This window comes from Microcoleus sp. S28C3, from assembly GCF_036700785.1.
GTDB classification, from domain to species: domain Bacteria; phylum Cyanobacteriota; class Cyanobacteriia; order Cyanobacteriales; family Microcoleaceae; genus Microcoleus; species Microcoleus asticus.
The window spans coordinates 30847-42950 of sequence record NZ_JAUBPO010000071.1 but is presented as its reverse complement, the minus strand read 5'-3'; the positions used below and the strand labels follow the sequence as shown (position 1 = coordinate 42950).

The 12104-nt window shown below is 44.6% G+C and carries 9 protein-coding genes; 4 read left to right on the top strand and 5 right to left on the bottom strand.

Translation table 11 applies throughout. The features are described 5' to 3' along the window. Positions 1-262: 262 nt before the first annotated feature. Complete coding sequence (locus QUA13_RS20625; protein WP_333201458.1) at positions 263-2428, bottom strand: NB-ARC domain-containing protein; 2166 nt, start codon at positions 2426-2428, stop codon at positions 263-265. A gap of 162 nt (positions 2429-2590) precedes the next feature. Here QUA13_RS20625 and QUA13_RS20620 point away from each other — a divergent pair, with 162 nt between their 5' ends. Together QUA13_RS20620 and QUA13_RS20615 are read left to right on the top strand one after the other, a co-directional pair. Next, a complete protein-coding gene (locus tag QUA13_RS20620; RefSeq protein ID WP_333201456.1) occupies positions 2591-3058 on the top strand; it encodes a hypothetical protein in 468 nt (155 codons plus the stop codon). 12 nt (positions 3059-3070) lie between these two features. Next, positions 3071-4534, top strand: coding sequence for a hypothetical protein (locus QUA13_RS20615; RefSeq protein ID WP_333201454.1), 1464 nt, complete (start codon positions 3071-3073; stop codon positions 4532-4534). Positions 4535-4547: 13 nt separating this feature from the next. On the opposite strand, the gene QUA13_RS20610 is transcribed toward QUA13_RS20615, so the two are convergent. Next, positions 4548-4679 carry a hypothetical protein gene (locus QUA13_RS20610; protein WP_333201452.1) on the bottom strand — a complete coding sequence of 44 codons (132 nt, stop codon included), beginning with the start codon at positions 4677-4679 and terminating at the stop codon, positions 4548-4550. A 104-nt stretch (positions 4680-4783) separates the two neighbouring features. On the opposite strand from QUA13_RS20610, the gene QUA13_RS20605 reads away from it, so the two are divergent. Then, complete coding sequence (locus QUA13_RS20605) at positions 4784-5014, top strand: phospholipid carrier-dependent glycosyltransferase (protein WP_333201450.1); 231 nt, start codon at positions 4784-4786, stop codon at positions 5012-5014. 184 nt (positions 5015-5198) lie between these two features. On the opposite strand, the gene QUA13_RS20600 is transcribed toward QUA13_RS20605, so the two are convergent. Next, positions 5199-8561 carry a CHAT domain-containing protein gene (locus tag QUA13_RS20600; protein ID WP_333201448.1) on the bottom strand — a complete coding sequence of 1121 codons (3363 nt, stop codon included), beginning with the start codon at positions 8559-8561 and terminating at the stop codon, positions 5199-5201. Positions 8562-8869: 308 nt separating this feature from the next. Between QUA13_RS20600 and QUA13_RS20595 the strand changes: the two genes are divergently transcribed. After that, positions 8870-10384 (top strand): phospholipid carrier-dependent glycosyltransferase, encoded by a 1515-nt coding sequence (locus tag QUA13_RS20595; RefSeq protein ID WP_333201446.1) that lies wholly within the window; start codon positions 8870-8872, stop codon positions 10382-10384. Positions 10385-10532: 148 nt separating this feature from the next. On the opposite strand, the gene trmB is transcribed toward QUA13_RS20595, so the two are convergent. Further along, positions 10533-11165 carry a tRNA (guanosine(46)-N7)-methyltransferase TrmB gene (gene trmB / locus QUA13_RS20590; protein WP_333201444.1) on the bottom strand — a complete coding sequence of 211 codons (633 nt, stop codon included), beginning with the start codon at positions 11163-11165 and terminating at the stop codon, positions 10533-10535. Positions 11166-11324: 159 nt separating this feature from the next. Continuing rightward, the gene (locus QUA13_RS20585; protein ID WP_333201442.1) at positions 11325-12077 is read right to left on the bottom strand and encodes a Uma2 family endonuclease; all 753 of its coding nucleotides are present in this window, start codon (positions 12075-12077) and stop codon (positions 11325-11327) included. Positions 12078-12104: the final 27 nt, after the last annotated feature.

Here is a 12104-nt window from a genome sequence, read left to right as displayed (position 1 = left end):
TTCTGATCATTGCTTCCGCATTTGCTAGGTGACGCTCATTGTGGTTTACCCCTCTGTTTAGGTTGTAAGTTTCCCTCGATTTGTTGTTGTTTTACCAGTTTTTGGACAAGACTTTTGCTGACACCAAACGTGATGGATACTTTCCTAATTGACATTTTTTGAACCAAATGTGCTCTCACTATTTTTTTGCGGAGATCGAGGGAATATGTTTTCATTAGTTTTGAATACAAAATGATATTTTGTGATTATTTATTGTACCAAATTACAGCGGGAACCGCTGTAAATACTTGGCTTGCTGAATCCGAAATTTGATAACAATATTCCAGTCTTCGTTACGCTCTGCTAGTTGCTCAAATCCCTCCATGAAAGTAACGGCTTGTTTCCAGTAACCGTATTGTTCAAAAAAGGATTGAAGGCAGAGCCCAAAAGCATACTTTTCTTTCTTTTTCTTTTTGCTATTAGATGTTGTTTCGTGTTGTTGTAACCACTTAGCGGCCAGAATAATGTTGTTGAATTCTTCTGCAATGAATGAAGCGACAGAGCCTTCAAGTTCGCTCGACTTTACAAACTCAATCAAGAACTCAGCGTGTCGTGCTGTTGCCTCTTCCTCTAATCCTCGCTCAACCAGCAATTCACGAGCAAACAGGCGAATGAGTGGGTGAAAGACAAAACGATTTTCTCCTACTTCAGCATAATTGAGCAGCGACAGTCGGCAGAGATAATCGAGAGATTCCTGTGCGACGTACTCATCCTCACAACCACTCGCGGCCATTGCAGTCCGTCGGAAAAATCCATCTTCGGCAGAGACGCTCAAACAGGCGAATTTATCGATTTCCTCTGGCTCAAGCTGCTTCAAACTCAAAGAAAAGCAAGCCCGCAGATCCAAATGCTCGTCGCGTCGGACTTTCAACCGTGCCAGCCGCCGTTCCTCACTCAACGATGCTGCATAATCGGCAAGACTGCGCCTTTCGTTGAGCTTCAATCCCGCACCGATAATTTGCAGCGCCAGGGGTAAATTACCCACTAACTGAATTAGGTTACAAGCCACATCTAGTTCCGCCCCCACTCGCTCTTTGCCAATCAGAGTTTCCAGCAAACGCAGGGATTCCGGATCGGGCAGCGGGGGCAGGTCAATCCTGCCCTCATTCGGGATATCGAGTGAGATTGAGAGTCCGCGATCGCGCGTCGTGACAATCACCGCGCATCTGTCTCCACCGGGACGCAATGCCTGAATGCTTGACTCTTCCGCATTATCGAAAATCAACAGTATCCGACGGTAAGCAAACACCTCTTGCATGATGGTGCTGGCATCTCGTTCGTCTTCCGAGTCAATTTCCTCGCCGCACCGACGCGCAAATTCACGAGCAATCGCATCTAGATCTTTGCCATCCACGCGCAAACCAATCACACCATCTGGAAAATCATCTTTATGGATCGTGGCAAAGTGACAGGCGAGGGCAGATTTACCAATCCCTCCAACTCCAGCCAAACTGGCAATGCTGCATATTTTCGTCCCTTGGCGGTTTAACAGCAAGTCTTCGAGTTTTTGTAACTCTTCCTCCCGCCCGGTGAAGGTTGAAACATCTAACTGCGGCAACACAAATGGAATTTTCCGAACGATTGAGGTTTTTGGCTGTGTTGACTCAGCAGCATTCGCCGAACTTTTGCTAAGAACCAGTTTAATTTCGTCATCGGGTCTTCTGATTTGCGGTTGTTGAGGAATTTTGGATTCATCGTAGTATGCCTTTAATTTCTCCTCTACGGAATCAGCAAGTTTCCGATCGGTGATCCATTTATTTGGGGGCGTTATGTCGAGGTTCAGCCCTTCGATCAGCGCCCCCGATAGCACGCCATGCTTGCCATCCAACCGCTCGTAGGCGACTTCCGAACTGTGAGAAGCGGCAATTAAAAAGCGCTGGCGTCCGGGTACTCGCCCTAGTAAATCACTATCATTAAATTCCAGTAACTCGCCACTATGGCAGCTATCCAACCAAATAATCTGCTCTTGAACAGGACTTTGCCCTACGATTTCCCATAAATCTCTGAGCAGTATGCCATCCCATTTTTTGCGTATAGGGTTAGCATTGCTGGTTGCCAGCAGAATTTGTTTTGAATTTCCTAAAGGTTTGGGTAGCCCATGTCCAGCAAAAAACAGCAGCGCTGTATTTCGTCCATCTTTGGTCAAAAACAGTTTTTCAATTTCACATAACAGTTCATCAACCTCAACCAATTTATCTGGATCGACCTGTAACTTTCCATCGATCGCGCTACAAGGCAACCGTCGCACCTGGAAATTATTATTCGCTTCCAAGAGTTGCGCGATCGCCTCAGCATCTGACGCTGGGGTTCTTAGGTGTTTCGGTTGACCTGTTTTAGCATCCTCTAAAAAAGGATACTGATTGATCCCAACAACCAGTGCATTTCGCATTGTGAAGAATTTAAATTAAATTTTAAGCGCTATATCCTATTGCGAATGCACCCAAACGCGACTAAAACAGACCTGATGACAGCGATCGAGGTGAATTTCTGACTTAAACGCCTATTTTACTCTAACATAAACTTTAAATGACGATTTCACCTCCTAGGCTTTATGGCTGAATCTCCTCGAACCACTCTATTGGCGCTCCTACTCGCTCTGAAACAGCTAGAAACGCCACTGACCACTGACGAACGAGCGAAGCTGAAAACAAAGGGTCAACAACTCGCGCTAGATCCAGACGACTGGGATTATATTCAAGAAGGCTTGATGGCTGTCATCCAGCAAAACCCCTCTCTCGATCGACTTTTTCAGACTGCTAAACTTCAATTACAAGCGATCGACGGCAACATCCCGATCGAACTACTACCAACCCGAGAGGAAAAAGAAGCAGAATTATTCGTAGATGATAAACGAGAGCCTGTTTCCAGAGGCTATTTTGAAGGCGAACCCGATCGAGAAAGTGACGAAATTCTCAACACTGCTATTAATGTCTTGACTAAAGAAGATTCAGCAAAAACGGCTAAAAAGCTCAGTTTCCTTCAGCGAATGCAGAAGTATCTCCAAAAATCCAATTCCTGAAGGCTAAAGATAATGAGTGAGATTATTTATCCGACCCTAGATTTATTTCTGTACGACTTGCGCGACGGCTTGGGAGAAAATGCGGGCGAAATTGCTGATAATAAAGATCGTTTTCTCCAAAAACTACCCGCTCGAATCCGATCGGCGATCGAGCAGCGAGATGCCGCAGTGGAAGCCGAATATGTCGAATTACTAGGAAATCGAGGTAGAGAACAATTTAACAGTAGTTCCCAAAACTATACGTTAAAAGGATACTACTATCCAGTACGTTTAGGAGATAGTTACGGACTTTTACTCGATTGTTCTGTAGAACATTCTTTAGGACATCCCGATCGCAGTCAAACCGAAGCATTTCTAGTCAGTTGCTTTGCCGATCTTAAAGCAGAACTCGATCGAAGATTAGCTGACTCAAAGAGTACGATCGGGCAAGTCTGGATGGTATCGGGTCAAATTCCCAACTTTACCCCGGATCGAGCTGAATCTGTTGCCCAAGCTTGCTGCCAAATTCCAGAACTCGAACTCGATTGGGATCGGGATTTCCGAAGCAAAAGTCAGTTTGCCGGAGGAATACTATTTGAATTTTGGCGATATCGTTTCAATTCACCCGATCGCTCCTCTAATTCTGAGTCAAATCCTATTTGTAACATCCATCAGCTTCAGGATAACTACTTGGTTTTGATTGCCCTGTATCCCAACTCGGAAACCGCTAGAAAAGCCTCTGAAATTAACTTTGACTGGCTTCGCTTATTTGCCTACCGCAGTAAAATCCTCTGGGCTTACGGTCAAAGCCAATATCTGAGGCAGAAACTCAAATATCGTTTTGTTCTAATTCAGCAATATCTCAAAGATTTCGATCGAGCTAAGACTCGAAATCTCAACCTAAAACAGCTCCGTAAAACCTTGGTAGACGCTCAAAATACTCTGGCTAACTATTCGATAGACTTGAACTATCTGAATACTCAAAAACGGACGATCGAAGTGAATCTGCTCAACTACGGAAGACGCTTGAAGAGGATGAAGCAACGCTTGACAGAATTTCAGGCAGTCAGCGATATGGAATTCCTGAAGAAATTTAGCGATAATGTAGAAGCTCGATATCTAGTACAAATTGAGAGGGATTATGAAAGTTTTAGTCTAGGAGTAACCCTACTAGGAGAGTTAATTAACTCGATTCGTGGAGTCACTGAAATTGACCAATCAGAACGCGATCGCAACTTTCAAAATACGGTTGCCATTTTGGGCGTTGGACTGGCGGCTGGGTCAATTGTTGCGTCGATAGCGACACAATTTCCGGGCGCATCTGACCCCAAGGAAGCTGCCAAATATCCTCTAGGTTCCACACTGTCGCAACTAGGGATTCCAGATCCTTGGTTGGTTCCTGCTATCTCAACCACCGCCAGCCTGGGAATAGGAATTATGGCCGGACTTCTTACCGCACTGGTTATCAAACTGAGCTGGTTTTTCAGAAAGGACTAGCAGAACCCGAACTTCATATACTTTGTAGGGTGAGGGTTTGTCCAGAGCGATCGCCCAGGAGTAACAGGAGAAACAGGGGAAGGGCTTGATTGTAGTAGTCAAGGGCTTGCTGCCTGTCTGCTAATCTATTAGCAATAAAGCCCATTAGATACCTAATTAGATGGTATCATAATCGATCGCAGTTTGTCAGGTGTAATATTTTTAAATTGGCGGTCGCTCTCAACTCTACTATCTTTTCGGTACACTTTTATGAAAGCGAACAAAAAACAATTCAACATATCCATTTTTGTTTTTGCCCTGGGAATGCTCGGTGTTTTCCTCTTTTCCTTAAGTCTGCGTTTTTGGCAACTAGAGAGATTTAACACTTTAGTATTTGACGAGGTTTATTACGCTAAATTTGCCAACGATTATCTCACAAAAACTCCTTTTTTCAACGCTCATCCGCCTCTGAGCCAGTACATAATTGCGATCGGCATTTAGATCGGCACTCATCTTCCCTAATGAGTGGCGCGCTAAGCTTTGGTGCCGTTTCTTCTTAAGGAAGAAGGAAGACTGTTGAGTGTTGAGTGTTGACTGTTGTTCATGGCAAACCCAATGCCCGATGCCCGTATAGGTTTTATCAGCCATTAATCAAACTTAATATCATAACTGTTTTTCATAAAATTTATCGCCATTCCCCCTGAAGGTTAAAAGCCGCCCAATAATAAGGATAACGCCACTTTTCCTGCTTCCACATTTCCAGTTGTGCCTCCCTCAATGCCGCCGCTGGCGTTAACCCTTTTTGCAGCATTCCCTGATAGAAACTCGACATTAACATAGCTGTTCCTTCATCATCCACATTCCATAAACTCACCACAACTCGCTGAGCCCCCGCATACATAAATCCCCGCGTTAATCCTACCATGCCCTCGCCTTGAATGCTCTGTCCTAATCCGGTTTGACACGCACTTAACACTACTAAATCTGCTGCTAACTTCAAATTAAAAATATCAGTAAGTCGCAGAAATCCGTTTAAGGGATTGCCCTTTTCATCTACCAGTGACAAGATGATTCCCGATAGTTCCGGGTGAGTGCTATTCGCTAAACCGTGAGTGGCAAAATGAATGATTTTATATTGGCTTAAGTTCTGACTGGTTGCTGCGGCGCGGCTGGCGTCAAAATCCAAAGATTCGGTGCTAGAATTGGCAGGAACTAACGCTTGAATGATTTGAGCTTCTTGGCGTGTAAATTTTAAACGGCTCCACTGTATGTTATTGTCGCGACTAGAGCGGCTTAAACCGAGATTAACTGATTCTATTGCTTCCCGATTCGTGGCGGTTGACTCGTTTTTTACTCGTTCATCGTCAGCGCTAAAAACTGGATCGGCGAGCATTGCTAAAGTCCGAGTTGGGGGTTGTCTGTCATTGTAGTTTTGTCTTAAGATTCCCAAGGTGGAAGCGGAAGGCAGCAGCACGATTTCATGATCTACAATTAAAGGCGGATTCCGATTTTTAGCGGGTGTTTCGGGGATTGAGAGGGCGGCAAAGGGCAGGTAATTGAGAATGCCATCGCCAACTATCAGCAGGCGTTTTTGAGCGAGTTGTGCTGCTACGGGTTGTAAAATAATTTGACTGAGCGTGTTGTTAGCTTCAGCAACTCGATCGGGAATGTTTCGGTAGCGCGGGTTAGTCACAGCATCGCGGAAATTGCGGGCGGCTTTTTCGATGTCGATCCTAGGAGGTAATTCATAACTGGTGATGCTGGTTTTGGTGACAGCCCACAGATAGCTGCGCTTTTTCCCTAAAGAATACTGGAGTAAAATTGTATTGCGATCGAGAATTTGTTGTTGAATCTGTGCCAGGGTTAAAGGTTGCGGTTGGGTAAGGGCGGCGTACCGGGGACTGGTGGAGCGGATTTGGGCTTGAATGTCCTGATATTGTGCTATTAAAGTTTGCCGCTTTTGGTCTAATTCTGCTTTTTCTGCGGGAGTGTGGTTGGGGCGGCTTATAGTTTCGATTCGCCGTATTTCTAAGGCATCGAGTTGCTGTTGTAAATTGCGTTCTCGCTGCAATAATTCTGGGGCTACACCTTGGCGAATATCGGCGTTTGCTTCTTGAAGAAGTTCCAATAAAGTGCGGGCGCGGGAGCGTTCGCTAGCTTGAAAAGCTTTAGTATCGTAACCAGAATTGGGTTGCGTTTTGTGCAGTTGCATTAACAGGTCAATGTAGGACTGGTAATAGTCCTGCACGGTGGCAAAGTATGAGATGCGGAGCTCGTGGTTGGTAATTTTGGTGCGGAGATTTTCGATGATTTTGATGGAGGTTTCAATGTCAGTCAGGGCTGCGATTAAATTGCCTCGCTCGCCTTTGATATTAGCGATATTGTAGAGGGTGAGAGCTTCCCCAGGACGATCGCCCACAGCGCGAAACAGCGGCAGGGCTTGGTTGAAATATTTTTCTGCTTTCTGCTGTTGTCCCAATTCTGAGTAAGTAGTACCTGTATTGTTGAGGGTGAGGGCTTCTCCACGCCGATCGCCCGCTTTTTGTCTCAAATCGAGGGCTTGTTTGTAGTAGTCGAGGGCTGTTTGTTTTTCTCCCAAATCTGAATAGACTAAGCCAATATTGGTGAGGGTAGTGGCTTCCTTAGCCCGATCGCCCATAGCGCGGAATAAGGGAAGGGCTTGGTTGAAATACTCTTTTGCTTTCTGTTTTTCTCCCAAATCGTTGTAGGCTAAGCCGATGTTGTTGAGTGTGGTGGCTTCCGGACTGAGATCGTCCAAAGATGAGTCGCTGTATGCGGGTATGTTCGAGATGTTGCTGAGGTTGATACTTGCTTCAGCGCGATCGCCCATTTCCCGAATTAAGGAAAGGACTTGCTTATAGTAGTCGATGGCTTGCTGTTTCTCTCCCAAAGCATAGTAGACGGCGCCGATATTGTTGAGGATGAGGGCTTGCATATGGCGATCGGCTATAGTCTGATGCCAAGAAAGAGCTTGCTTGTAGTAGTTCAGGGCTTGCTGTCTGTCTCCTAATCTATTAATAATTAAGCCGATTTGATTCAGCGTGTAAGCTTCGTACTTCCAATTTCTAAGCATTCGATAAAGCGAACGCGCTGCATCAAACTTTTGCAAGGCCTCCTGGTAAGATGCTGCTGTTTCCTGAGCGAATAGTCGCCTAGCTTCCTGAAGCAATCGCTCGGCTTCATCTGTTTTTTGATTTAATCGTTGTTTGTTTTTCTGAATTAATCGCTCGGCTTCCCCATCCGGGATTTGATTTATACTGAGATCGAGGGTTGTCAGATTTACCAATCCCGCTAAAGGTTTGGCATCTGCGATTTGATTTCTACTGAGGTCTAGGGCTGTCAGATTTGTCAATCCCGCTAAAGGTTTGACATCTGCGATTTGATTTGATGCGAGGAAAAGCAGTATCAGATTTGTCAATCCCGATAATGGTTTCACATCTGCAATTTTATTGCCACCTAGATAAAGAAAATTTAACTCAGTCATTCTCGATAAAGGTCTCACATCTAGAATTTGATTAGATGCGAGAGACAGCCCTGTTAGATTAGTCAACCCAGCTAAAGGTTTTACATCTACGATTTGATTGGCTTCGAGGAAAAGCTCTGTCAGATTAGTCAGCCCCGATAACGGTTTCACGTCTGAGATTTGATTGAAATTGAGGACGAGAAATCTCAGATTAGTCAGTCCCGATAATGGTTGCACATCTGCTATTTGATTTAAACTGAGGTTGAGCTTTCTCAGATTGGTGAATTTTGATAAGGGTTTGATATCGACTATTTGATTGCGAATTAGGGAAAGTTCTGTGAGATTAGTCAGGGTTTTTTGAGCGCGATCGCACTCTTGTGTTTTTGCTTTTGATAGCAACACCTCAACCGTATGTCTGGCTTCCGGGGTCAAATTCTCTTTGTTGGTACAAAAATCAGCAAAACTTTCAAATGTCTGGGGATCTGGCGCGGCGGCAGATCCCATCAGGATAGTCGCACCTACAGCTAAGCCCCAACGCCCCCAAGTCGAAAGTATGGGATTCATAAGCACTCGCTCAAAAAAGACATGATTAGCTGCTATCATAATCTATCGCACCTTGTGATTCGCGCTTTTTCTTCCTGCTTGCCAATTAGATGGGGAGCATTTGGTGAAACAATAGTCGCTACTGCTTCTCGCTGCACTCTCCAAGCATTATTAGAAACCGGGTTTAAGAAACTGGGTTTTTCCAAAAAACCCGGTTTCTCCTCAAAAATTTGGTTTCTGCACAAGTCCTATTTTATGTTACTCCCAACTCAGGAATTTTAAATTAGCGATCTCTATAAAATCTAGCATCTACTATTTTCTGCTGTTTTATGAAACTCAACAAAAAACAATTCAACAGATCTACTTTGGTTTTTTGCTTAGGAATGTTCGCTGTATTCCTCCTATCTTTAACTCTCCGATTTTGGGAACTGGAGCGATTTAACACCTTAGTATTTGACGAGGTTTATTACGCTAAATTTGCCAACGATTATCTCACAAAAACTCCCTTTTTTAACGCTCACCCGCCTCTGAGCCAGTACATAATTGCGATCGGCATTTGGATCGGCACTCACCTTCCCTTCGGCAAAACAGCCGTCAACAGTATGGCTGGCTCCCTGCTTTCTCCTTGGGATTACCGCTGGCTGAATGCTCTTACAGGTTCCTTTATTCCGCTAGTTGTGGGAGGGCTAGCTTATCAGCTAGTTCGGCGCCACACCTTTGCTTTTCTTGCTGCTTTATTTATCGCCTGCGACGGTTTGTTTTTAGTTGAGTCTCGCTACGCGCTAAACAACATTTATCTGGTTTTATTTGGGATTTTAGGTCAGTTATTTATTTTAAAATCCGTAGAAGCAGAAGGCAAAAAGCGCTGGCTTTGGCTGGTACTCGCCGGAATAGGTTTCGGCGCATCGGCTGCTATCAAATGGAACGGATTGTGGTTTCTTTTCGGTACTTATCTAATTTTAATCTGTGCTTGGGCTGTTCGTGTAATCCAGGGTAACAGAGGAAATGAAGAACAAAGCCGCGAGGTAGATTCACCTCTAATTCCTGCCGAAAGTCCCGTACAAAAACTGACTAAACTCAATTTTATAGAACTCTGCTTAAGTCTAGCTATTATTCCTATTATAGTTTACAGCATCTCTTGGATTCCTCACCTGCACTTTAATCCAACTCCCAATTTCTGGCAGATGCAAACGGAAATTTTGACTTATCACCAGCGGATTAAAAGCGGCCCAGATGTACATCCTTACTGTTCCACGTGGTACAGTTGGCCTTTGATGCTGCGCCCCATAGTTTACTTCTACAAAACTGCTAGCAGCAATGCCCAACCAGATCCGGTTTTGCCACCTTTACCTGAAGGTGCAACTCAGGCAATTTTTGACGTTCACGCGATGGGAAATCCCTTCCTTTGGTGGCTGTCAACCTTAGCTTTACTGCTAGTAATAGGAGTTTTAGTTCACCGGATTTTGGTGTGGCTGCAAACGCGCAGCGAAGCTTCTGTTGACACCATAGAACAGCAGCGGCCGATTTTGTTTCCGCCGACTGCTGAAATGTGGCTGGCGTTATATTTAATAGTTAATTGGGCCGCTAATTTGCTGCCTTGGATGAAGGTAACTCGCTGCATATTTTTGTACCATTATATGGGCTGTTCTGTGTTTGCAGCCTTAGCACTTGCTTGGTGGGTTGACAGGTGGCTGCACAGCCCTCAAACTCGACTCCGAGGGATGGGGGTAACAATTATTTTTCTGGTTTTGGGTGCTTTTATTTTCTGGATGCCTATCTATTTGGGACTGCCTTTGTCGCAGTGGGAATGGAAAATTCGGATGTGGCTGCCGTCTTGGGTTTAAGTTAGGAATAATTCTTTTATTAACGGGCAAGATGCCCGTTCCACAAGAAAATTAAGTTTTGTGGAACAGGCAAGATGCCTGTTCCTAACAAAGGTGCAAGATGTAAGTTATAACATTTATTACCAAGGTGAGTTTGCAAAAGCGAGCATTATTTTTGATAGAGTGCTCGATAAACTGGTTCGCCCCGTTTCAGAGTAGCAATTTCTCTTTCTGTAGCCACAGGTAGGGGATTTTCTGCTAGCCAGTTGTCGCCGTTTTGACGTTTAAAACTAGGGTGAGATGAAAAGCGATCGCACATTTCCCTTTCTACTTCTTCAATATCTGACTGAATAAACACTTCACCGCCAATTCCCAGATAAATGGCCAATTCATTAACTAATTCCTGCTGCACCACCCGCCGTTTGTGGTGCTTTTTCTTGAACCACGGATCGGGAAATTGAATGCTAACTCGCTGCAAAGTGCCAGCGGGAAAAGTTTCTAAAATGGGCTTCAGGGAACTATTCGCATTGCAAAACAAATAGTGCAAATTTGTCAAGCCTTTTTCGTCCCGCCAAAGATTCGCCTCCTCTACCAAAGGTTCCCGAATTTCTAATCCTAGAAAGTTCCAGTCAGTTTGTACTTGCGCCATGTGCCACAAAAATCGTCCTCTGCCGCAGCCGATATCTAAATGCAGCGGTAAATTTAAGTCAGCATAAATTTTTGTCCAATCCGGGGGGCTTGCAGATGCTTGATATCTAATTGATAGGGGATTGACGTGTTCCCGCACTCTTACTCTTGCCAATTTTGCTGTCTCCTGAATGTATTTTTTAACCGCTGATGAAGGCTGATTAACGTGGATTTACGCTGAGAAATATTGAGTTTTGCGATGTTGTCTAATACTTTTTAGTTAATGAGCAATTAAAAATTGTCCCTCTGCAATTTTTAATTGCTGATTATTGCATTAGGCTTCTGGTTCAATGCCTGCTGCTCTTAACTGCGCGGCTAATCTTTCCGATCGTTCTCGTTCTTGTTCGGCTTGCTGTTGAGCGATATCCCTTTGTTGCCGTTCCCTTTCTACCATTTCAGCTCCCCACAATAACATCTCTCCGCTCTCATCCCACCACCGCAACCAATATCCGGTTCTTTCAGCTTTTGTTCCCTGCCAAACACCCAAAAATAACCCAACTCCTTCAATCCAATAACGATTGTTTGAATCCGGCTGCTGTACTTGATATCGTCCTGATGAATTCAACTGATAGACTTCGATAACTCCGGCGGCAGGTTCAAAAAGTGCATAGATTGGCACTCGCAATACTTGCTCGTAAAAAAACCATTTTCCCGGCGGATACGTGGGTTTTATTGAATATTCATCGTTGGCAGTAGCGGACAAAAATTCCATGACAATCGCCGGGACTTCTCCTTCTAAGTTGGGAGTGTAACTGCGACGAATTTCTTGACGGGAAAGCGGCTGGACGTTGCGGGCATAAAACCAATCTGGACCTTTGATTACTAGCTTGCTGTCTACTGTCGCACAAATTCCCATGTTTGGGGCAACTAATATTCCTGTTACAATTAGCCCTGCGATTTCTAAGATTTCCCGCAAGGCGGCAGCGAGCAAGGGTTGGTCGATATTTTCCACAGGTTCCTCGTCTAAAATGAAGCCGTCTGGCAATTTTTCCCAGGTAATTTTTAAGTCGGCTGTAGTGGCTGTCACGGTATTTTACCTCTTATTGAGACTGCT